Origin of the sequence: Pseudomonas sp. FP1742 (assembly GCF_030687145.1) — a bacterium.
Classification (GTDB): domain Bacteria; phylum Pseudomonadota; class Gammaproteobacteria; order Pseudomonadales; family Pseudomonadaceae; genus Aquipseudomonas; species Aquipseudomonas frederiksbergensis_D.
Genome location: NZ_CP117460.1, coordinates 3,269,611 through 3,291,182, shown reverse-complemented (window position 1 = coordinate 3,291,182; position 21,572 = coordinate 3,269,611). Strand labels below are relative to the sequence as shown.

At 59.0% G+C, this 21,572-nt stretch carries 26 protein-coding genes and 1 pseudogene; 10 read left to right on the top strand and 17 right to left on the bottom strand.

What is annotated here, in order from left to right; all coding sequences use genetic code 11:
* The first annotated feature begins 29 nt into the window (after nt 1-29).
* Nucleotides 30-947 carry a LysR family transcriptional regulator gene (locus PSH64_RS14575; protein WP_305481087.1) on the top strand — a complete coding sequence of 306 codons (918 nt, stop codon included), beginning with the start codon at nt 30-32 and terminating at the stop codon, nt 945-947.
* 60 nt (nt 948-1,007) lie between these two features.
* Here the strand turns inward: PSH64_RS14575 and PSH64_RS14570 are convergent, their stop codons facing one another.
* From PSH64_RS14570 to PSH64_RS14535, 8 genes are all read right to left on the bottom strand, one after another.
* The gene (locus PSH64_RS14570) at nt 1,008-1,292 is read right to left on the bottom strand and encodes a hypothetical protein (RefSeq protein ID WP_105345952.1); all 285 of its coding nucleotides are present in this window, start codon (nt 1,290-1,292) and stop codon (nt 1,008-1,010) included.
* Nucleotides 1,293-1,588: 296 nt separating this feature from the next.
* Nucleotides 1,589-1,837 carry a hypothetical protein gene (locus PSH64_RS14565; RefSeq protein WP_018929055.1) on the bottom strand — a complete coding sequence of 83 codons (249 nt, stop codon included), beginning with the start codon at nt 1,835-1,837 and terminating at the stop codon, nt 1,589-1,591.
* A 132-nt stretch (nt 1,838-1,969) separates the two neighbouring features.
* Nucleotides 1,970-2,230 (bottom strand): hypothetical protein, encoded by a 261-nt coding sequence (locus PSH64_RS14560; RefSeq protein WP_305481086.1) that lies wholly within the window; start codon nt 2,228-2,230, stop codon nt 1,970-1,972.
* A gap of 68 nt (nt 2,231-2,298) precedes the next feature.
* Entirely contained in the window at nt 2,299-3,336 is a 1,038-nt protein-coding gene (locus PSH64_RS14555; protein WP_305481085.1) for a DNA topoisomerase IB, read from the bottom strand.
* 96 nt (nt 3,337-3,432) lie between these two features.
* A complete protein-coding gene (gene modC / locus PSH64_RS14550) occupies nt 3,433-4,512 on the bottom strand; it encodes a molybdenum ABC transporter ATP-binding protein (protein ID WP_305481083.1) in 1,080 nt (359 codons plus the stop codon).
* Between the two features lie 3 nt (nt 4,513-4,515).
* Entirely contained in the window at nt 4,516-5,196 is a 681-nt protein-coding gene (modB, locus tag PSH64_RS14545) for a molybdate ABC transporter permease subunit (RefSeq protein ID WP_105345956.1), read from the bottom strand.
* Complete coding sequence (modA, locus tag PSH64_RS14540; protein ID WP_305481082.1) at nt 5,197-5,955, bottom strand: molybdate ABC transporter substrate-binding protein; 759 nt, start codon at nt 5,953-5,955, stop codon at nt 5,197-5,199. It abuts the gene before it with no gap.
* 209 nt (nt 5,956-6,164) lie between these two features.
* Nucleotides 6,165-7,229, bottom strand: a complete 1,065-nt coding sequence (locus PSH64_RS14535) for a nitronate monooxygenase family protein (RefSeq protein WP_305481080.1) — start codon at nt 7,227-7,229, stop codon at nt 6,165-6,167.
* 176 nt (nt 7,230-7,405) lie between these two features.
* Between PSH64_RS14535 and PSH64_RS14530 the strand changes: the two genes are divergently transcribed.
* Together PSH64_RS14530 and PSH64_RS14525 are read left to right on the top strand one after the other, a co-directional pair.
* On the top strand, nt 7,406-8,389 hold the full coding sequence (locus PSH64_RS14530; protein ID WP_105345963.1) for an MDR family oxidoreductase: 984 nt from the start codon (nt 7,406-7,408) through the stop codon (nt 8,387-8,389).
* Between the two features lie 53 nt (nt 8,390-8,442).
* Complete coding sequence (locus tag PSH64_RS14525) at nt 8,443-8,931, top strand: GyrI-like domain-containing protein (RefSeq protein ID WP_105345965.1); 489 nt, start codon at nt 8,443-8,445, stop codon at nt 8,929-8,931.
* Here PSH64_RS14525 and ada read toward each other — a convergent pair.
* The 5 genes and pseudogenes from ada to PSH64_RS14500 form a co-directional block, all read right to left on the bottom strand.
* The gene (gene ada, locus PSH64_RS14520) at nt 8,895-9,968 is read right to left on the bottom strand and encodes a bifunctional DNA-binding transcriptional regulator/O6-methylguanine-DNA methyltransferase Ada (RefSeq protein ID WP_305481079.1); all 1,074 of its coding nucleotides are present in this window, start codon (nt 9,966-9,968) and stop codon (nt 8,895-8,897) included. The two genes, PSH64_RS14525 and ada, sit on opposite strands and share 37 nt — an antisense overlap.
* Before the next feature lie 87 nt (nt 9,969-10,055).
* Entirely contained in the window at nt 10,056-10,736 is a 681-nt protein-coding gene (gene alkB, locus PSH64_RS14515; RefSeq protein ID WP_105345968.1) for a DNA oxidative demethylase AlkB, read from the bottom strand.
* Nucleotides 10,726-11,436: pseudogene (locus PSH64_RS14510) on the bottom strand (2OG-Fe(II) oxygenase). Before PSH64_RS14510 ends, alkB begins: the two are co-directional and overlap by 11 nt.
* A 127-nt stretch (nt 11,437-11,563) precedes the next feature.
* Entirely contained in the window at nt 11,564-11,734 is a 171-nt protein-coding gene (locus PSH64_RS14505; RefSeq protein WP_181150707.1) for a hypothetical protein, read from the bottom strand.
* Between the two features lie 28 nt (nt 11,735-11,762).
* Nucleotides 11,763-12,065 carry a DUF1883 domain-containing protein gene (locus PSH64_RS14500; protein WP_007900033.1) on the bottom strand — a complete coding sequence of 101 codons (303 nt, stop codon included), beginning with the start codon at nt 12,063-12,065 and terminating at the stop codon, nt 11,763-11,765.
* A 212-nt stretch (nt 12,066-12,277) separates the two neighbouring features.
* On the opposite strand from PSH64_RS14500, the gene PSH64_RS14495 reads away from it, so the two are divergent.
* Nucleotides 12,278-12,634: a hypothetical protein gene (locus PSH64_RS14495; protein ID WP_105345973.1), complete on the top strand. Its 357-nt coding sequence runs from the start codon at nt 12,278-12,280 to the stop codon at nt 12,632-12,634.
* Nucleotides 12,635-12,706: 72 nt separating this feature from the next.
* Entirely contained in the window at nt 12,707-12,937 is a 231-nt protein-coding gene (locus PSH64_RS14490; RefSeq protein ID WP_105345975.1) for a hypothetical protein, read from the top strand.
* Nucleotides 12,938-12,948: 11 nt separating this feature from the next.
* Here PSH64_RS14490 and PSH64_RS14485 read toward each other — a convergent pair whose 3' ends face one another.
* Together PSH64_RS14485 and PSH64_RS14480 are read right to left on the bottom strand one after the other, a co-directional pair.
* On the bottom strand, nt 12,949-13,230 hold the full coding sequence (locus PSH64_RS14485; protein WP_105345977.1) for a hypothetical protein: 282 nt from the start codon (nt 13,228-13,230) through the stop codon (nt 12,949-12,951).
* Between the two features lie 140 nt (nt 13,231-13,370).
* Entirely contained in the window at nt 13,371-13,559 is a 189-nt protein-coding gene (locus tag PSH64_RS14480; RefSeq protein WP_105345980.1) for a hypothetical protein, read from the bottom strand.
* Nucleotides 13,560-13,839: 280 nt separating this feature from the next.
* Here PSH64_RS14480 and galU point away from each other — a divergent pair, with 280 nt between their 5' ends.
* Together galU and gorA are read left to right on the top strand one after the other, a co-directional pair.
* Entirely contained in the window at nt 13,840-14,679 is an 840-nt protein-coding gene (galU, locus tag PSH64_RS14475; RefSeq protein ID WP_105345983.1) for a UTP--glucose-1-phosphate uridylyltransferase GalU, read from the top strand.
* A 130-nt stretch (nt 14,680-14,809) separates the two neighbouring features.
* Nucleotides 14,810-16,168 carry a glutathione-disulfide reductase gene (gene gorA, locus PSH64_RS14470; protein ID WP_305481078.1) on the top strand — a complete coding sequence of 453 codons (1,359 nt, stop codon included), beginning with the start codon at nt 14,810-14,812 and terminating at the stop codon, nt 16,166-16,168.
* Here the strand turns inward: gorA and PSH64_RS14465 are convergent.
* Nucleotides 16,165-17,184, bottom strand: coding sequence for a DNA-binding protein (locus tag PSH64_RS14465; RefSeq protein WP_105345988.1), 1,020 nt, complete (start codon nt 17,182-17,184; stop codon nt 16,165-16,167). The two genes, gorA and PSH64_RS14465, sit on opposite strands and share 4 nt — an antisense overlap.
* Before the next feature lie 177 nt (nt 17,185-17,361).
* Between PSH64_RS14465 and PSH64_RS14460 the strand changes: the two genes are divergently transcribed.
* From PSH64_RS14460 to ahpF, 3 genes are all read left to right on the top strand, one after another.
* A complete protein-coding gene (locus PSH64_RS14460; protein WP_305481077.1) occupies nt 17,362-18,300 on the top strand; it encodes a site-specific integrase in 939 nt (312 codons plus the stop codon).
* 138 nt (nt 18,301-18,438) lie between these two features.
* Nucleotides 18,439-19,002 (top strand): alkyl hydroperoxide reductase subunit C, encoded by a 564-nt coding sequence (gene ahpC / locus PSH64_RS14455; RefSeq protein ID WP_105345993.1) that lies wholly within the window; start codon nt 18,439-18,441, stop codon nt 19,000-19,002.
* 136 nt (nt 19,003-19,138) lie between these two features.
* Nucleotides 19,139-20,701, top strand: a complete 1,563-nt coding sequence (gene ahpF, locus PSH64_RS14450) for an alkyl hydroperoxide reductase subunit F (protein ID WP_305481076.1) — start codon at nt 19,139-19,141, stop codon at nt 20,699-20,701.
* Nucleotides 20,702-20,876: 175 nt separating this feature from the next.
* Here the strand turns inward: ahpF and gloA are convergent, their stop codons facing one another.
* Nucleotides 20,877-21,398, bottom strand: a complete 522-nt coding sequence (gene gloA, locus PSH64_RS14445; protein ID WP_305481075.1) for a lactoylglutathione lyase — start codon at nt 21,396-21,398, stop codon at nt 20,877-20,879.
* Nucleotides 21,399-21,572 lie beyond the last annotated feature (174 nt).

The following is a 21,572-nucleotide window of genomic DNA, read 5'->3' as shown; positions in this document are numbered from 1 at the left end:
CACCGTTTCTTTTTGACCGGATTCCGCTTATGGACAAGTTGCTGGCACTGAAGATGTTTGTTGAAACCGTGCGTTGCGGCGGTTATTCCTCCGCGGCGCGCAAGCTCGGCATCTCGACGTCTTCGGTCACTCGCCAGGTGGCGGGGCTGGAAAACGAGCTCGGCGCCAGCCTGCTCAACCGCACGACACGCAACACCAGCGTGACCGTCGCCGGGCAAACCTATTTCGAAAAGGCTGTGGCGATTCTTGACGCCATCGACGAAGCCGATGCCGTGGTTGCCGACCGTGGCAGCGAGGCGCAAGGACGCCTGCGGATCAGCGTGCCCGTCGAGTTCGGTCGGCGGATCATCGCGCCGCATCTGGGCCGCTTGCTCGAGCGCCATCCGGGACTGGAAATAAGTGTGTCGTTGAGCGATCAGGTCAGCGACCTGCTGAGCGAACAGATCGATGTGTCAGTGCGTCTGGGATCGTCGGTAGTCAGTGAAGACATCGTCAGTAAACGGGTAGGGGCCTTCCAGCGCTGGGTAGTGGCCAGCCCGGATTACCTGAGCCGCCACACGGCGCCGTGTCATCCTCGCGACTTGCTCGAGCACCAATGCCTGCGCTTCGATTACGGCGGTTCGCACCATTACTGGACGTTCCAGGGCGACGAAGAAACCATCCAGCTCAATGTGCATGGCCGCCTGCAAAGCAACAACGCCGACATCCTGCGCGAAGCGGCAATCGCCGGCGGCGGGGTGACCCTGCTGGCCGACTGGCTGGTGCGAGACGATGTCGCCGCAGGCCGGTTGACGCGGTTGCTGGAGCATTACGAAGTCAACCCCGGCAGTGCGAGCAGTTGCATCAATGCGCTGTACTTGCCCAATCACCGGGGTTCCAGCCGGATCAATGTGTTTATCGATTTTCTGGAGGAAATCCTCACGCCTGGTGGATTGAATAGCCGATAGATTCATTGCCCGTCACTTGCTGCGCTCGAACCATAAGCCGGGCACGGCCAAGCGCCTCAGCTACACAAATGGCTGACCAGTAAAACCACGTGGCAGTCTTTGCCGTCCGGGCATTTCGATCAGCCGTTGGGTCCACTCTGAGCGCCAATCATTGGCGGTGTGGGTGGCTTTGGCCTTGCGTGCGGCCCGACGGGCGGCGTTACGTTCGGTTTTGCGCGCTTCTTTGAACGCATCGGTGTTGCGGCAGCTTCTGCATTTGACGCGGTTCAGTATGCTGCTGGAGGTCAAGTTGCTGCCTTTGTGCCCGCAGGCCAGGTGCCCGCCGACTTTGAAGTGAGTGACCATGGGACATCTCCTTCGTGATGTGTAAGCGTTCGACAACCGGCGGATGAGGGCGTTCGTTCGGGATATGGCAGGCAAAAAAATGGCCCGCATGCGGGCGGGCCAGGGGATGTTTTCAAAGGAGCAAGTGAACTGTAGGGGCTCGGTTGTGAAGGCAATGTGAAATGGTCAAAGCACGTATAAAAAAAGCCCGGCAAACCGGGCCGGGTTGGGCGGCAGCGCGAGTCGGGCAGGCAGGCACAACCACGGTGACGAAGAGGTCACCGCTCAGGTGTGCTGGATTGGACTCTGTCCCTGGCTCAAATAACGCGGTCGCCTGATTTGAACCGAGGCAGTGGCGGCTCGACATGTTTGAGTGCAGACAACGCGCTACGAATCTGCGGCGTGTCTTTCTCGATGTCGTTCAAGCGGTCACGAATCCTGAGCGCTGTCGGATGCCCCCCTTGATGATCGACCCAATCGGCGATCTCCTTGCACGCAGCAGCAAGGCGGGCCTGACGGGAGTCAAGCAGGGTGAGCAGGGTGGCGATAGACTCTTTCTCGGACATGACAATCACCTCCGTTCAAGGAAATCGGCTAAAGGGCAACAAAAAGCCCGCGGGGGAGCGAGCTTTCTGCCGATGGGTCGCTGGTCCTTCAGCTCCTTCAAGTATAGACCCGGAAAATGAAAGTGGCCGGCGTCAAGCCAACCCGTGCGACACGGGCGAACTGGCCGCGTTAAGCCGGCGACATTCGCGCCTGGCGTCCTCTTCAAGATCGTAACCGTCACCGATAAAGCCGCGAGTGCGGGTATCGATGATGCGATACCAGACAGCGGCGTCGTGTGGTGGATGAGCGGTTTCTCCGGCCCGGCGGCCATGAACGATGATCTTGTTGCAGCGTTTCACAACGAAAATGTCTTCCATGGCGTCACCGAAGCTGTTCGTGTTCAGATCAAGCATAGAAGCGCTTGGCGATCATGCAAAAAACTGGCGGGTCAGTTCGTCGGTTCACTACCCTTGAAGACGACTCATGGTGTTTCAGCCTTCTCGATAAGCTTCTCCAGAAACACCGCCAGCGCCACTTCCTCTGCCCTGAGCCTTTTACGTCCCCGCGACGGAGGTAGTCCGGCCAATGCGCCTTGCATAAAGCCATCGACGACCGCCGGGTGGATGTAGCACTTGCGGCAAACCGCCGGGGTGTTGCCCAATTGCCGGGCGACATGCTTGACCATGTCCACCACCTGGCGCTTTGCATCGGCTGGCGATTGCCACTGCAACTTGCGCAACACCGCCAATGCCAGTGCGCTGCCAGCCCAGGTGCGGTAATCCTTGGCGGTGAAATCGGCACCGGTCAGCGTCTGCAGGTAGGCGTTGACGTCGGAGGAGCTGACGGTGTGCCGGTCGCCGTTCTCGTCCAGATACTGAAAAAGGTTTTGCCCGGGAATCTCCAGGCAGCGCTTGATGATCCGTGCCAGGCGTCGGTCTTTTACGGTGATCTGGTGCTCGATGCCGCTCTTGCCGCGAAACTGGAACAGGATTGCACTGCCGTTGATCTCGACGTGACGGTTGCGCAGGGTCGTCAGGCCATAGGAGCGGTTATCCCGAGCGTACTGCGTGTTGCCAACCCGGATCAGCGTCGCATCGAGCAAGGTAATCACCGTGGCCATCACCTTGTCGCGACTGAAGCCAGGAGTCGCCAACAGGGTTTCAAGCTGCTTGCGCAGCTTCGGCAGGGCCTGGCCGAACTCCCGCAAGCGCGAATATTTGTCGGCATCGCGCACTTCGCGCCAGCGCGGGTGATAACGGTATTGCTTGCGGCCACGGGCATCGCGACCGGTGGCTTGCAGATGGCCGCGCGGATCGGGACAAATCCACACATCGGTGTAGGCGGGCGGTACCGCGAGGGCATTGATGCGTTTGATCTCATCCCGATCGGTAATGCGCTGACCCGACGGAGCGAAATAGCCGAATGCGCCGCGCAGCTTCTTGCGGGTGATGCCGGGTTGGCTGTCGTCGACGTAATGCAGGTCGGACGGCAGTCCATCGGACAACGCGGTATCTGGCATGGCAGGCAATCCCGGGCGGCGAGTCAGGGTGTTAAGCCATTGACCACGCGCCGTTGCCGGGGTGCCAGGAGAATGTCTGGAGAATGCCGACAGATTTCAGGCCAGCACCGCCACCGCTTTGATTTGCGCCCACAGTTGCTGGCCGGGGTGCACGCCCAGTTGATCCCGGGAGTAGCGGGTGATTCGCGCCAGCAGCGGTGTGCCGGCCGCGTTGAGGCGGATCAGTACGTGAGCGGCGTTGTCGGCGCCGATTTCGCTGATCACCGTGACCGGCAGGCGATTGAGGATGCTGCTCTGTTCGACGCCCTGCAGGCTCAGGCTGACATCCCGCGCCTGAACCTTGCAGCGCAGGGCCTGGCCCTTGGTCATCGGCGCGTGGGCAACCCGAATGCTCAGGTTGGTGTCGGGCAGTTGCAAGGTCAACAATTGATAGTCGGCGTCATAAGCGCTGACGTGTCCTTCGATCACCACACCAGCGTCGTCGCCCAGCGCCAGCGGCAGATCGAGCCGGGCCAGGGTTTCGCCGATGGGGCCGCTGGCCAGGGCCTTGCCGTCGCTGAGCAGGACGAGGTGGTCGGCGAGCCGCGCAACTTCATCCTGGGAATGGCTGACGTACAGCACGGGGATATCCAGTTCATCGTGCAACCGTTGCAGGTACGGCAGGATTTCGTTTTTACGCTGGGTATCGAGTGCCGCCAGCGGTTCGTCCATCAGCAACAATCTGGGGCTGGTGAGCAAGGCGCGAGCGATGCCGATCCGCTGGCGCTCGCCACCGGAAAGGTTCTGCGGGCTGCGGTCGAGCAAATGGCTGATTCCCAGCAGTTCAGTGGCATGGGCCATATCGACCCGGCGCTGTTGGCGGGGGATACGCTTGAGGCCGAACTCAAGATTGCCCCGCACCGACAGATGGGGAAACAGACTGGCTTCCTGGAAGACATAACCCACGGCGCGTTTATGCGGCGGGATGAAAATCCGCCGGTCGCTGTCCTGCCAGACTTCATCGTTGATCTGGATAAACCCCTGTTCGGCGTGTTCCAGGCCGGCGATGCAACGCAGGCAGGTGGTTTTGCCCGAGCCGGAGTGACCATAAAGCGCAGTCACTCCACGGCCGGGCAGTTGCAGATCGACATCCAGGACGAACCCCGAATAACTCAGCTTCAAGCGCGTTTGAATCATCGATCAACCCCAACCCGTTTTGGTTTTACGGCTGGAGTAGAGCGCCAGCAACACCGCAAAAGAGAACACCAGCATCGCCCCGGCCAGCCAATGAGCCTGGGCGTATTCCATGGCTTCGACGTGATCGTAGATCTGCACCGAGACCACGCGGGTCTTGTCGGGAATGTTGCCGCCGATCATCAGCACCACGCCGAACTCGCCGACGGTGTGGGCGAATCCGAGAATGGCCGCAGTGACGAATCCGGGGCGGGCCAGTGGCACCATCACGCGGAAGAACGTATCCCACGGATTGGCGCGCAAGGTAGCGGCCACTTCCAGCGGTCGAATGCCAATGGCGGAAAAGGCATTTTGCAGCGGCTGGACCACGAACGGCATCGAGTACAGCACCGAGCCGATCACCAACCCCGCAAAACTGAAGGTGAGGGTGCCGAAACCCAGTGATTGGGTGAACTGACCGACCCACCCGTTAGGGCCGAGCGCCAACAGTAAATAAAAGCCAATCACCGTGGGCGGCAGCACCAGGGGCAGGGCGACGATCGCCCCGACCGGGCCGCGCAACCAGGATTGGGTCCGCGACAGCCACAACGCTATCGGAGTGCCAATGATCAGCAGGATGACCGTGGTCAGGGACGCCAGTTTCAGGGTCAGCCAGATGGCGGAATAGTCGGCACTCGATAGCGTCATTTAGAGTTGGTAACCGTAGGACTTGATGACAGCGGCGGCTTTCGGCCCCTTGAGGTAGTCAACCAGCGCCTTGGCGGCCGGGTTGTCCTTGCCCTTGTTGAGGATCACCGCGTCTTGTTTGATCGGGTCGTGCATCTCGGCCGGAACGATCCATGCCGAACCGCTGGTGACTTTGCCGTCTTTATAGATCTGCGACAAGGCCACGAAACCGAGTTCGGCGTTGCCGGTGGACACGAACTGGTACGCCTGGGTGATGTTCTGGCCTTCAACGATCTTGTCTTTGACCTTGTCGGTCAGGCCTTGCCTGGCCAGCACCTGAGTGGCAGCCAGGCCGTACGGGGCGGCTTTCGGGTTAGCGATGGAAAGATGCTGATACTGGTTGACGCTTAGAACCTTGCCCTTGGCGTCGACATAACCTTCCTTGGCCGACCACAGCGCCAGGGTGCCGATGGCGTAGGTGAAGCGCGAACCCTTGACGATGTCGCCTTCGGTCTCGAGTTTTTGTGGAGTGGTGTCATCCGCCGCGAGGAATACTTCGAACGGCGCGCCGTTCTTGATCTGGGTATAGAACTGGCCGGTTGCACCATAAGCGGCCACCAGCTTATGCCCGGTGTCTTTTTCGAAATCGGCGGCGATGGCCTGGATCGGCGCGGTGAAGTTGGCGGCAACGGCGACCTGGACTTCATCCGCCTGGGCGGACCCGAAAGCGAACACAGTGAACAGGCACGCGGGGGCAAAACGTGAGGCACGAATGATCATGAACGGCTCCGTCATAGGCGAATGAAACGCTATATAGCGGAATATATAGCGAAATGCCTGAAAACGGAACGTGACGAGATGTTTGTAGGCAGTGCGTCAAACACAAACCTGTGGGAGTGGGCTTGCCCGCGAAGACGGGGGCACAGTCAACATTAATGTCGCCTGACACACCGCTTTCGCGAGCAAGCCCGCTCCCACAGGTTTTGCGCCTAGCGATGGGTTAGCTTGGCCAATCCTTCATCCGCCAATCGCCGGGTCAGCTCTGCCGTGCTCAGTTCAACGCCCAGGGTGAATGCCTGCCCGGCCCAAAGGTTGCTGAAATCCGCTTCCCCTTTAGCCCGCAATGGCATCAGCGCACCGCCCGCCAAGGGGAAGGCCGGTGCCTTGGCGCTTATCGGTCCGAGCTCACGCATCACCCGATTGAGAATCCCGCGCGCCGGGCGCCCGGTGAAAATGTTGGTGACCGCTGTCTCGCTTTCCTTGGCCGTGCGCAACGCCTTGTGGTGGGACGCGCTGACCTTGGCCTCTGGCGTGAACAAATAAGCCGTACCTACCTGAACCGCCGATGCGCCCAACATGAAAGCCGCTGCGACGCCACGCGCATCGCTAATCCCGCCCGCCGCAATCACCGGCACTTTCACCGCATCGACGATTTGTGGCACCAGCGCAAAAGTGCCCACCTGGCTGCTCAAGTCATCACTGAGAAACATCCCCCGGTGACCACCAGCCTCGTAACCCATCGCAATGATCGCATCGCAGCCATGCTGCTCCAGCCAGATGGCTTCATCGACGGTGGTGGCCGAGGAAAGTATTTTCGCCCCAGTAGCTTTTACCCGATCCAGCAAGGACTTTTCCGGCAGGCCAAAGTGAAAACTCACCACTTCGGGACGAAACTCTTCGATCACTTCGCAGGCCGCGTGATCGAAGGGCGCGCGATTGGACACCGGCGTCGGTGCGTCGAAGTCGACGCCCAATTCCCGGTAGTACGGTTCCAGCAGATTTTTCCAGTCCCGGGCGCGCTGCTCATCCGGCAGTGGAGGCTGATGGCAGAAGAAGTTGACGTTGAACGGGCGCTGGGTGTGTTGGCGTATCGTTTTCAATTCTTCGCGCAACTGCTCGATGCTCAGCATTGCGGCGGGCATCGAGCCCAGGCCGCCGGCGTTGCACACAGCAATCACCATGGCCGAAGTCGTCGCGCCGGCCATAGGGCCCTGGATGATCGGCAGCTCGATCCCGAGCAGGTCAAGAATGCGGGTGTCTGGCCATTGGCTCATGTGCAGTGCTCTCCGACGTCGAAACAGGGCAGGGACGGTAGAAGCGAATTTGTATCAGTAATGACTGACACAAGGCCAGTCGAGTTTGAAGATTGGCTTAAAGTCGGCTGCATCGATGTGTTTTCATGTGTTATCTCAACAGCACGACAACTGAACGATTCCACCAGGAGGCAGTGATGTTCAAAGGCATTCTGATCGACAAAGACGACAGCGGTTACCGGGCCACGTTGCAAGAGATCGCTGATGATCAATTGCCTGAAGGCGATGTGACGGTGCGTGTGGCGTACAGCACGCTGAACTTCAAAGATGGGCTGGCGATCACCGGCCGCAGCCCGGTGGTGCGCAAATTCCCGATGGTGCCGGGGATCGATCTGGCAGGCACTGTCGAAGTCAGCAGTCATCCGGACTTCAAGGTCGGTGATCAAGTCCTGCTCAATGGCTGGGGCGTCGGCGAAGGACATTGGGGCGGATTGGCGCAGAAAGCTCGCTTGAATGGCGACTGGCTGATTCCGTTGCCCAAAGGATTCACCGCCGCGCAAGCGATGGCCATTGGCACGGCCGGCTACACGGCGATGCTGAGCATCCTGGCGCTGGAGCACAACGGCGTGAGTCCAGAGCAGGGCGACGTACTGGTGACGGGCGCCAACGGTGGCGTAGGCAGTTTCGCCATCGCGCTACTGAGCAAACTCGGTTATCGCGTGGTGGCCTCCACCGGCCGCACCGCCGAGCACGACTACCTCAAGCAATTGGGCGCCAGTGAAATCATCGACCGCGCCACATTGTCGGAGCCGGGCAAGCCGTTGGCCAAGGAGCGTTGGGCGGCGGTGATCGACTCGGTCGGCAGTCACACGCTGGCCAACGCTTGCGCAAGCACCAAGGCCAACGGCACCGTCGCTGCCTGCGGTCTGGCCCAGGGCATGGACTTCCCGGCTTCCGTCGCACCGTTCATTCTGCGCGGTGTGAACCTGGCCGGGATCAACAGCGTGACCCAACCCAAAGCCCGGCGGATACTGGCCTGGAATCGCCTGGCCAAGGACCTGGATATCGCCTTGCTGCCGCTGATCAGTCATGAAATCGGCTTGAGCGAGGCCATCGACGCCGCACCACGTTTACTTGCCGGTCAGCTGCGCGGCCGGGTGGTGGTCGACGTCAATCGTTGATCGTCTTGGCACCCATCAAACAGACAAACTGTAGTGAAAAGGAAATAGCGACAATGGATGTAAAACTGCGTGAAGTGCTGCCCTTCAGCGTCTCGGGTTTGCAGGTGCGAACCCGCAATGCCGCCGAGCAACAACCGGATACCGCACGTATCGGCCCTATGTGGGAACAATTTTTCGTCGAGGACGTTTTCGACAAAATCGCCCACAAACAGCCGGATTCCTTTATGTACGGCGTGTATTCCAACTACGAGTCCGACGCTTCAGGCCACTTCGATGTAACCGCGGGTGCGGCAGTCACCGCACCCTCCGAGGACTTTGCGCAGATTCAGGTTGAGGGCGGCGATTACCTGGTGTTCAGCGCCAAAGGGGCGATGCCGGACAGCGTCATTCAGGCTTGGGGCTTTATCTGGGCTTACTTCGAAGACAACCCGCAGGTTCGCCGCAAGTTCGCCACGGACTTCGAGGTCTACACCGGCCCGGAATCCGTGGCGGTCTATATCGGCATTCAGGACTCAAACGCGTTTTCGCGCGCCAGCAACTGACGCTTACGCTCCACCCCCCAGCGATAGCCCGACAGGTTGCCGTCGCTGCGCACCACGCGATGGCAGGGGATCGCCACCGCCAAACTGTTCGCGCCACAGGCTTGGGCCACGGCGCGCATGGCTTTCGGTGCGCCGATGCGCTGAGCGATATCGGCGTAACTGGCGGTGCTGCCGACGGGAATCTCCCGCAGGGCTTGCCACACTCGCTCCTGAAACGCTGTGCCGCGTACATCCAGCGGCAAGTCCAGGCCAAGGGCCGGTGCTTCGATAAAGCCGACGACCTTGGCGATCAACTGCTCGAACTCATGATCGGCGCCAATCAGGTTGGCGCGGCGAAACTTGTCCTGCAGGTCGCAGACCAGTTGATGCGGGTCGTCCCCCAACAGGATCGCGCAGACGCCACGCTCGCTTTGTGCCACCAGAATCGCTCCCAGAGAGCACTGGCCGACGGCAAAGCGAATGTCGTTGTTCTGCCCGGCCGCGCGATAGTCGCCAGGTTTCATGCCCAGCAATTGGTCCGCCGCCTCATAGAAACGGCTGTTGGAGTTGAATCCGGCGTCGTACAGCGCGTCGGTGACCGTGCCGCCATCCGCCAGGCATTCGCGAACCTTGCGTGAGCGATGGGCAGAGGCATAGCCCTTGGGCGTCAGGCCAGTGATGGCCTTGAACACGCGATGGAAGTGAAAGCTGCTCAGACCGGCGGCATCCGCCAGTTCATTCAAGGCCGGTAGCGTCTCGGCGGATTCGATGTGACGGCATGCGGCGGCCACGGTGGCGGCGTGTTGCGCGGCGACGTCACTTTGATCCTTCGCGGCCCGCTTGCTGGGGCGATAACCCGCCGCCTGAGCTTGCTCGGCGGTGTCGAAGAACTCGACGTTCTGCGGTTTCGGCAGGCGTGCCAGGCTGCTGGGGCGGCAATAGATACCGGTGGTTTTCACCGCATATACAAACTGCCCGTCGGCGCGAGGATCACGCGCGACCACGGCGGCCCAGCGAGGATCGTTTTCGGTGGCGATTGTTATCGATTGAGTTGTCATGGCTTCATGTCCGTTGACCCGTTTCATGCAGATTAACCAGCCGGTAGAGACGCCACACTCCGGGTCTTGCGGTCGAATTCGACTGTTTCATCCCGCGGTACGAAAGGTGAAGTTGATCCGTTGTTCGCCCAACTGAGGGTGATAACCCTCCTTGATCGGCAATACGCCGTGATAACGCAAACGATCCACGCCGCCCCAGACCACGATATCGCCATGGAACAGCGGCACCCGTTGGCTTTTGGCGCTGCGTTCGAAGCCGCCGAACAGGAACGTCGCCGGCAATCCCAAAGATACCGAGACGATGGGGGCTGTATAGGCGTTTTCGTTTTTGTCTTGATGCAATGACATCCTGGCCCCGGGAACATAGCGGTTGATCAGGCAGGAATCCGCTACGAAACCCACAAACCCGGCCTCTTGCGCCGCGGCCTGGGCCAGTTCGAAAAACACCTTGGGCATTTCAGGCCAGGGGGCGCCGGTCTGCGGATCGTGGCGGGTGTATTGGTAGCCGCTGCGATCGGTGGTCCAGCCCCAGGTGCCGCAACTGCTCAAGGCCACCGACATGGTAAAGCCGCCGGGTGTGATCATTTGCCGAAACGGCGCCGCTGTCAGAACCGTCTCCAGAGCCGGCAGCAACCGGTCTAGCCAGGGCAGGGCGAAGCCTCTGAGGACGCAGGATTGTTCGCCGATCTGCTCGCGCCTCGGCTGCTGTTCGGGTTCGGCGTCGGCAAACAGATCGAAAGTGATTGGGCTCATGGGGTCATAACGCATCGTGAAAGATGATTCCAAGGGTATGCCGTTTTCCGCTGTGCAGACGACTCACGCCGTGACGCAGGGTCACTCGGTAATAGCCGCGAATGCCTTTCACCGGACGCTGACTGACGGCAAAAATCAACGCATCACCTTTCTTCAGGTCAATCACTTGCGGGCGTGACTGCATCCGCGGGCGTTGTTCGGTCAACACAAATTCACCGCCGGTAAAGTCTTCTCCAGGTGATGACAGCAGAATCGCCATTTGTAGCGGGAACACGTGCTCGCCGTACAGGTCCTGATGCAAGCAGTTGTAGTCCTGCGGGCCGTATTGCAGCAATAAAGGTGTCGGCCGTTCCTGACCGGCGGCATGGCAGCGTTGCAGAAACGCTTCATGGGATTCGGGGAAACGGGTCGGCAGCTCCATGCATTCTTACCAGCGATTGGCGATGGGAACCAGTCGAGGGTAGAGCGCACTGCGCAAGCGGGCCACCGGATCCGGCAGCGGGTATCTGAAGTATTTGTACTCGCCACGGCCAAAACCGTGGCGCGCCATTACCACTTTCGAGCGAAAGGGTTCGGGCCGGGCGTACAGGGCGCTGATTTCATCGCAGGTTTCATGGTTTAAAAGCGACCTGACGATTGCGCAGCCATCCTGATCGAGTTGCTGCTCGAGCGCGCCCCAGTCGAGGGCATCGTGGTGAATCGGATCGGTAAGCAAGGGTTCTGACTCCTTGACCAAAAGGTCGAGGCGGCCAGTTTATTGCGCGTTGCAAGAGTGGACACTCCGGCGCTTGCGGTCGAATTCGCGAGGGGAGCAGACGTCCATGTTGCCGCTCCGGATCGCGTTACAGCGCTTTGCTGACGCTGATCTCGCTAATGACGTCTTCGCTCTGACCATGCAGCTTGTCCAATGCAGCCTTGGCTTCTTCTGGGGTGCCATTTTCAAGCTGGGCGAATTCGAAGCGACGCTCGCCGTTGAGTTTGTATTTAATGACGTATTTGGTCGTCTGGGCCACGGTCGTACCTGCTTGTGTTCGTATGGGCTCAGCTCAGCTTCGAGCTGGAGCGGCGGATGATCTTGATCGAGTGCGTCAGGGTCGGCTTGCGGGTCACGCTGATCGGCCGGCGGTTGACCGTGTCGATGGTGATATTCCAGAAACCGGTGCTCGGCGCGGTGATCCGGGCCGGGAAGGTGTCGAATGCGCCGCCGTGGTATGTGTGACGACCGCCGTTCTTGAAGCTGCGGAAGTTGGCGTCGTTCATCAAGCGGATGTTGCACATTTGGGAGCACTGGATGACGACGATGTCGTCTTCGTTGAGGTGCTCGCGCTGGTGGATAAATTTCATGAGGCGCCTCCAGAAGGGCTTTTTCTACAAAATCAAAACGATAGCATGGGCGATTGGCGCAGTTTATCAGCCCGAACAGGTTATTATCTGGCTGTCGGGGTCTGCTTTGACAATTAAAAACAGTTATTCGGAATTCTATGAGCGATAAAAGCAGGGAGCCTTGGAGAAAAACAGCGTTTGTGCTGTCGGAGGGTCTTTATCGGAGGTTTCGTATGAGATGGGGTGTTCTGGTCGTACCGTTGGCATTGGCGGTGGGTGGATGTGCGACGGTCTCGGACATCACTGCGACGTTGCCTACCATGAGCGTGATTTCAGGCAAGAAACCCCACGAATATGCCCAGTGCCTGTCGGAGAAGCTGGCTGATAGCCGTGGGGCGTTGCAAGTCGAACCGCATAAGGAAGGCATGCGGGTTATTGTGCCGCAGAAGTTCTCCTCGGGGCCGGCAGCGGTGTTTGACATTGAAGACCGTTCCGGCGGCAGCAGCATCAAGCTGCACGAGCGTATTTCCAATGTGCCCTTGCGCCCATGGGATGTGCGCAATGCCGCCACCGCGTGCATCTCCGGCTGATAAACTACCCCCGGTCAACATCGATGCCGTCAAAGTCGCGCTTTGACGGCATTGTCATTTCTGGAGTCGAGCATGAAGCGAGAGCAGGTGCGGGAGCGCCATGCAGAGGGTCATATCTCTGCCACCCATGTGATTCAGAACCCGGCGAATCCGGGGGAGTGGATCGTGTTTTTCAAGAAAAGTGCCGGGCGCAGTTATTTCCTGGTGGATGAAAACGATGAAGTCGAATCCTTCAGTCGCCTCGACGATTTGATCGAGACCGTGCGTGGGCTCGGGATCAAATTCGCGGAAATCCATATGTAGGGCAGGGCACCTTACTTGCAGACCACCACCACGCTGCGATTTTTGTAGTTACCGACGTCGACGCCCAGGGTTTTGTCGCTGTCCTTGGTCGAAGGTGTACCGTCGGTACCCACAATCCGATAGCCGGTGCCGGCGCAAGAAGCATCGGCTTTTTCATAGCAGGTGGCCCAGGCGTTGGCTTCGCCGGAGCAGTCGATAGTCAGGCCTTGCTCGCCATTTTTCAGGTAAGTGGTTTCGGACGTGGCACAACCGCTCAGGGCCAGTACCGCAAACAGTGGCAAAAATATTTTCATGTCGTGGTCATCATCAGTGATGGGGGCTAAACGCTGTGACAGCGGCGGCATCGAAAGGTTATAGCGAATGGCCACTGTATTGCAGGCAATCACAAAAAAGCCCTGCGCAAAGACAGGGCTGCGGTCGCGACAGGTTCAGTTCAAGGCTTGTCCTTGCCACGCCGCTTTGGCGCTGCGGGTTGATCTTGCAACACCGATGCCACTTCAATCGCCAACGCTTCTGTGGGGAACGGCCCGGCAATATTCTCTCCGCCGACACTGTCTACCCACCACTGGCCGTCTTTCACCTGATTGATCAGGTACCCGTTGACGCTTTTTGCTGCCGACATCTATCTGCCTCGTTGGCTGGTTCAAGTGGGCAATGATAGCGCCAAATGCCCTCAACAGGTGCCGATGGGTGTAGGGTAGGCGGGTTGTCTTTCGACTGATGGTGATGCAGATCTGTAGATCTCTGCTATCTATAAGAGGTTGTGCAGGTTATCTGCGGAACTATCCATCAGAATATTTCTCTATGTTGGCATCGGTTAGCCAGTGCGGGGCATTGTAAGGTGCACGCCGCCTGATTAGACTGCGCCGAAACTCGTACACACAGCCCTTTCAAGGACTTATATGATCAAGAAATGCTTGTTCCCAGCAGCCGGTTACGGTACTCGCTTCCTGCCAGCGACTAAAGCCATGCCCAAAGAAATGCTGCCGGTGGTAAACAAGCCACTGATCCAGTACGGCGTCGAAGAAGCCCTGGACGCCGGGTTGACTGAAATCTCCATCGTCACCGGTCGCGGCAAACGCGCTCTGGAAGACCACTTCGACATCAGCTACGAGCTGGAAAACCAGATCAAGGGCACTGACAAGGAGAAATACCTGGTCGGCATCCGTAAGCTGCTCGACGAGTGCTCGTTCTCCTACACTCGCCAGACCGAAATGAAAGGCCTGGGCCACGCAATCCTGACCGGCCGTCCACTGATTGGCGACGAACCTTTCGCCGTGGTACTGGCGGACGACTTGTGCGTCAACCTCGAAGGCGACGGCGTACTGACCCAGATGGTCAAGCTGTACAAGCAGTTCCGCTGCTCGATCGTGGCCATCCAGGAAGTCGATCCTCAGGAAACCAACAAGTACGGCGTGATTTCCGGCGAGATGATTCGCGACGACATCTATCGCGTTCACAGCATGGTCGAAAAGCCAAAGCCTGAAGATGCACCGTCGAACCTGGCGATCATCGGCCGTTACATCCTGACCCCGGACATTTTCGACCTGATCGAACAGACCGAGCCAGGCAAGGGCGGTGAAATCCAGATCACCGACGCCCTGATGAAGCAAGCCCAAAACGGCTGCGTCATGGCCTACAAGTTCAAAGGCAAGCGTTTCGACTGCGGTGGCGCCGAAGGCTACATCGACGCGACCAACTTCTGCTTCGAGAACTTCTACAAGACTGGCAAGGCTTACTGATAGCGGCCTGACCTGTTTGTACTGAAAAGCCACCTTCGGGTGGCTTTTTCATTTTCCGGCCCCAAATAGTTTGCAACGCTTGCCCAAAGGCCGCCCGCAGGTATGCTGGTGTCCTGCCGAGGAGATAGTAATGGCCTACGATTTTGACCTATATGTGATTGGCGCCGGTTCCGGCGGTGTGCGGGCTGCGCGATTCGCGGCCGGTTTTGGTGCGAAAGTCGCCGTGGCCGAGAGCCGCTACCTGGGCGGCACGTGCGTGAACGTCGGCTGCGTGCCGAAAAAATTGCTGGTGTATGGCGCACATTTCGCCGAAGACTTCGAGCAATCCCAAGGTTTCGGCTGGACCCCGGGTGAAGCGACATTCGACTGGGCGACGCTGATCGCCAACAAGGATCGCGAGATCAATCGCCTGAACGGCATCTATCGCAATCTGCTGGTCAACAGTGGCGTGACCTTGCATGAAGGCCACGCGAAGATCGTCGATCCGCATCAGGTCGAGATCAATGGCGAGCGTTACACCGCCAAAAACATCCTGATTGCCACCGGTGGCTGGCCGCAGATTCCGCAGATTCCGGGGCACGAGCATGCCATCAGCTCCAACCAGGCGTTCTTCCTTAAAGAGCTGCCTAAGCGTGTTCTGGTGGTCGGTGGGGGTTACATTGCGGTGGAGTTCGCCGGGATTTTCCACGGGCTGGGAGCCGAGACCACGCTGCTGTATCGCGGTGATCTGTTCCTGCGCGGCTTCGACGGTGCGGTACGCAAACATCTGCAGGAAGAGCTGACCAAGCGCGGCATGGACCTGCAATTCAATGCCGACATCGAGCGTATCGACAAACAGGCCGATGGCAGCCTGAAGGCGACGCTCAAGGATGGTCGTCAGCTGGAAGCGGACTGCGTGTTCTATGCCACCGGTCGGCGTCCGATGCTCGACAACCTGGGGCTGGAGAACACCGGCGTCAAACTCGACAAGAAAGGTTTTGTCGAGGTGGATGAGCAGTATCAAACCGCAGAGCCGTCGATCCTGGCGCTGGGCGATGTGATCGGTCGAGTGCAACTGACGCCGGTCGCTCTGGCTGAAGGCATGGCCGTGGCGCGGCGCTTGTTCAAGCCCGAGCAATATCGTCCGGTGGATTACAAGATGATCCCGACCGCCGTGTTCAGCTTGCCGAACATCGGCACTGTCGGCCTGACTGAAGAGGAGGCGCGCGAGGCCGGGCACGATGTGGTGATCTTCGAAAGCCGTTTCCGGCCGATGAAACTGACCCTGACCGAATGCCAGGAGCGCACCTTGATGAAACTGGTGGTCGACGCCAAGACCGACAAGGTCATGGGCTGCCACATGGTCGGCCCGGACGCCGGCGAGATCGTGCAAGGGTTGGCGATTGCCCTGAAAGCGGGCGCGACCAAACGCGATTTCGACGAAACCATCGGCGTGCATCCGACGGCCGCCGAGGAATTCGTCACCATGCGTACGCCGGTCGCGGGTTAATCGTCCTTCCGTGGCGCTGATGCGTCTGGCGCTGTCGCAACGACAGCGGCCAGGCGCGCGCTTTCATCCAGGCTTGCCTGCAACTTGATCAGTTCAACTTCCAGCGCTTTGTTGATGTGCGACTGCTCGTCGATGTTCTGCTTGAGTGACTGGCTTTCCAGCAAGGCAATGCGCAAGCGTTCCTGGAGGAGGGTGCGCTCGCTGTCGATGCGGTTGACCTGTTCGAGCAGCTGATCCTGTCGGCTGTTGGTGTGTTTGAGTTGCTCCTGCAACAAACTCAACTCCCGCAGCGTGCCACGGTTTTCGGTCAGCAGGCGTTCGTTATCGCGATGCAGTTGGGTGATTTCATCCTGGCGCACCAGTGCGCTTTGCTGGGCTTGACGCAACTCCATCTGAATCTGCTGCACCTGGCCTTCGTGGCGCCGCTGTTCCTGTTCGCGCTGGTCTTTGACGGCGTTGCGATAGTGCTCCAGTGCTTCGCGGGCGTGCAGGTGTTTTTCTTCCAGTGAGCGGATCTGCTCGTCCTTGTCCTGCAAGCGCAATTCGAAATCCGCCAGCGCCTGGTTCAGCCCGGCGTTGCGGGTTTGCTCGGTTTGCAGCATGGAACGGGTGTCGTGCAGTTCCGCCGATTCCTGGGTCAGTGCCAGGCTTTGAATTTCGTATTGCTGCTGCAATTCGGTATTGGCCTCGCGGGCCTCGTGCAGCTGGGTTTCCAGTTCTTTTCGTTGTTGCTCGAACTGCGCGCGCGCCTGGTCGATGGGCTCTTGCGCCTGCTCTTTCAGGCGTTGCGCCAGCCGCGCTACCAGCGCTGTCAGCTCATCATCGATCGGCTCGGAAGGTGTTTGCGCGGGCTCTGCACCGTCATCGAGCTCTTTCAGATAGCGATGGATCGTGGTTTTCGAGCCGGTATTGCCCATTTCGATCCGTACCGCGTCGATGCTCGGGTGTTCGCCGCGGGCAAGGATTGCCGAGCGTGCCGCTTGCACCAGTGCCTTGTTTACGCCGCCACGTGCCATGTCTTCTCCTACGATTTGATACTGTGGTACATACCACTAATATACACAATGTACCATGCCACGAATAAAGTTAAAAACTTGTGATAGTTGATGCGGGATATACTGGTATTACCCCGTGTGATCACTGATAAACCGGGTTTTCATATAACTAGGCAGTACGTTTTCGAGCACGAGCCCATGACCGATCTGGATCGCTACCTGCAAGCCGCCACCCGCGACAACACCCGTCGCAGCTATCGCGCGGCCATCGAGCACTTCGAAGTCAGCTGGGGCGGGTTCCTGCCGGCGACTGGCGATAGTGTGGCGCGTTACCTCGTGGCTCACGCGGGCGTGCTGTCGATCAATACCTTGAAGTTGCGCCTGTCCGCGTTGGCGCAGTGGCACAACAGCCAGGGTTTTGCCGATCCCACCAAGGCGCCTGTGGTGCGCAAAGTGTTCAAAGGCATTCGCGCGCTGCACCCGGCTCAGGAAAAACAGGCTGAACCCTTGCAGCTTCAACATCTGGAGCAAGTGATCGCCTGGCTGGAGCAGGAAGCGCAAACCGCCAGGGCGCAAGGCGATCGCCCCGGATTGCTGAGGGCCCGGCGAGATGCCGCACTGATCTTGCTGGGCTTCTGGCGTGGATTCCGCAGCGATGAGTTGTGCCGCGTGCAGATTGAACATGTGCAGGCCCATGCGGGCTCAGGTATCACCCTCTACCTGCCACGCAGCAAGGGCGACCGCGAGAACCTCGGCCAGACTTACCAGACACCGGCCTTGCAGCGCCTGTGTCCGGTGCAGGCCTATATCGAATGGATCACTGAAGCGGCGTTGGTCCGCGGCCCGGTGTTTCGGGGTATCGACCGCTGGGGCCATTTGAGCGAGGAGGGCTTGCACGCCAACAGCGTGATTCCGTTGTTGCGCCAGGCACTGGAGCGCGCCGGCATTGCGGCCGAGCACTACACCAGTCACTCCTTGCGTCGTGGCTTTGCCACTTGGGCTCATCAGAGCGGTTGGGATTTGAAGTCGTTGATGAATTACGTGGGCTGGAAGGATATGAAGTCCGCCATGCGCTATGTTGAAGCCAGCCCGTTTCTCGGGATGACCCGAATCGCTGAAAAGCCGTTGGCGCCATAGATCACGTTTTCTTCTATTAATACGTTCAGCTAATAGCGAAAACCAATCAGTAGCATCAGGTTTGCCAATGAGCCAACCGTCGATCGGGTGGGTAGGATTCACTTCATCAACTTCTTAACCCCTGACGGAGAGTCAACGATGCCTATCATCAACAGCCAAGTTAAACCGTTCAAAGCTACCGCCTACAAAAATGGCGACTTCGTACACGTGTCGGACGCTGACCTGAAAGGCAAGTGGTCTGTCGTTTTCTTCTACCCGGCCGACTTCACTTTCGTTTGCCCGACTGAACTGGAAGACCTGGCTGACAACTACGCCGAGTTCCAGAAACTGGGCGTCGAGATCTACAGCGTTTCCACTGATACCCATTTTGCCCACGCTGCCTGGCACAACACTTCGCCAGCCATCGGCAAAATCCAGTACACCATGATCGGCGACCCGACTCATGTCATCTCCCGCAACTTCGACGTGCTGATCGAAGAAGCTGGCCTGGCTGACCGTGGCACTTTCGTGATCAACCCTGAAGGCCAGATCAAAATCGTTGAACTCAACGATGGCGGTGTAGGCCGTGACGCTTCCGAGCTGCTGCGCAAAATCAAGGCCGCTCAATACGTCGCTGCTCACCCGGGCGAAGTTTGCCCAGCCAAGTGGAAAGAAGGCGAGGCCACTCTGGCTCCGTCCCTGGACCTGGTCGGCAAGATCTAACTCTGTGACGCGCTTCATCAGGGCGGAACTCCGCACCTCCTAAGTAAGCTGCACCGCCCTATAAAAACGCCCGGGCGAGATTCGCTCGGGCGTTTTTTTTCGACTTCTTTTTATCAAATACATGGAAATCGCCCGTATGTTGGACGCCAATCTTAAAGCCCAGTTGAAATCGTACCTGGAACGGGTCACCCAGCCGATCGAGATCGTTGCCTCCCTCGACGACGGTGCGAAATCCCAGGAAATGCTCGTATTACTCAAAGACGTTGCCAGTCTTTCCACCCAGATTACTTTGCTCGACAACGGTGACGATGCGCGTAAACCATCGTTCTCGATCAATCGCCCGGGAGCCGATATCAGCCTGCGTTTCGCCGGCATCCCGATGGGCCACGAATTCACATCCCTGGTGCTGGCCTTGCTGCAAGTCGGCGGCCACCCATCGAAAGCCAGTGCCGACGTTATCGAACAGATCCGCTCGCTCAAAGGCGAGTTCAACTTCGAGACTTACTTCTCGCTGTCCTGCCAGAACTGCCCGGATGTGGTTCAGGCGCTGAACCTGATGGCCGTGCTGAACCCGAACATCCGCCATGTCGCTATCGACGGCGCGTTGTTCCAGGCCGAAGTCGATGAGCGCAAGATCATGGCCGTGCCCAGCATTTACCTCAATGGCGAGATCTTCGGCCAGGGCCGCATGGGTCTGGAAGAAATCCTCGCCAAGATCGACACCAGCGGCATCGAGCGTCAGGCCGAGAAAATCAGCGCCAAACCAGCCTTCGACGTGCTGGTCGTCGGCGGTGGCCCGGCCGGTGCTTCGGCGGCGATCTACGCGGCTCGTAAAGGCATTCGCACCGGTGTGGCGGCGGAACGTTTTGGCGGGCAGGTGCTCGACACCATGGCCATCGAGAACTTCATCTCCGTACAGGAAACCGAAGGGCCGAAACTGGCCGTGGCGCTGGAAGAACACGTCAAGCAATACGACGTGGACATCATGAACCTGCAACGCGCCGACAAGCTGGTGCCGGGCAAAAACGGTGAGCTGCACGAAATCCATTTCGCCAGCGGCGCGTCCTTGAAAGCCAAGACCGTGATCCTCGCCACCGGCGCGCGCTGGCGTGAAATGAACGTTCCGGGTGAGCAGCAATACCGCAACAAGGGTGTGGCGTACTGCCCGCACTGTGACGGTCCGCTGTTCAAGGGCAAACGTGTCGCGGTGATCGGTGGCGGCAACTCCGGCGTCGAAGCAGCCATCGACCTGGCAGGGATCGTGTCCCACGTAACCCTGCTGGAGTTCGACGTGCAATTGCGCGCCGATGCGGTACTGCAGCGCAAGTTGCACAGCTTGCCGAACGTCACCGTGATCACCAGTGCGCAAACCACTGAAGTGACCGGCGACGGCCAGAAGGTCAACGGCCTGCGCTACAAGGATCGTCAGTCGGACGAGCTGCGTACTGTCGAGCTGGAAGGGATCTTCGTGCAGATCGGTCTGCTGCCTAATACCGATTGGCTCAAAGGCACCATCGAGCTGTCGCCGCGCGGCGAGATCATTGTCGATGCCCGTGGTGAGACGTCGATCCCCGGCGTGTTCGCGGCCGGTGACGTGACCACCGTGCCGTACAAGCAGATCGTGATTGCAGTGGGCGAGGGCGCCAAGGCTTCCCTGAGCGCATTCGATCACTTGATCCGCACCTCGGCGCCGGCATAAACGCCGAAGCTGAAAACACAAAACCCCATGAGTGATCATGGGGTTTTTATGTATTGCACATCCCGAATGTGGGAGCGGGCTTGCTCGCGAAGGCGGCCTGTCAGCCAACATCACTGGTGAATGACACACTGCTTTCGCGAGCAAGCCCGCTCCCACACTAGATTTGTGGTGAGTTTTACAGCGGTGCCGGCTGAATGATCTCGACCCAGTAACCATCCGGGTCCTTGATGAAGGCCAGGCTTTTCATGCGGCCGTCGTTCAGGCGTTTCTGGAAATCGCAGCCCAGCGCTTCAAAACGTTCGCACGCGGCGCGGACATCCGGCACCGAAATGCAGATATGGCCGAAGCCGCGCGGATCGGTGTTGCCGTTGTGGTAGGCGAATTCCGCATCGTTCTCGGTGCCATGGTTGTGGGTCAGTTCGAGAATGCCGGGGATCGATTTCATCCACTCGGTGCGTGCCGCGGCATCGGCCGGGATCCGGGTTTTGTCGACCAGCGCCAGGAAATACAGGCTGAACTCGGCTTCCGGAAAATCGCGCTTTTCCACCAGCGAGAAACCCAGCACACGGGTGTAGAAATCCAGGGATTTGGTGATGTCCTTGACCCGCAGCATGGTGTGGTTGAAGACGAACTTTTGGGTGGCGGTGTCGGGTTGGGCGGTCACACCGGGAAATGTATTGAGTTCTTGCAGGCTCATGGGCCCTCCGGAAAATATGTGGGGCTAGGGGGCGTTCTCAATCAGTTTCCCCGGTGCGGCGGGGAAACTGATTGAGAACGCCCCCCTGATGATCACAATGATACGCAAGGGCTCCGACATCACCAAACCAAAACCACAGGCTTGCCTGGCCGTCGGGTGAGGCTCAGACTTTGC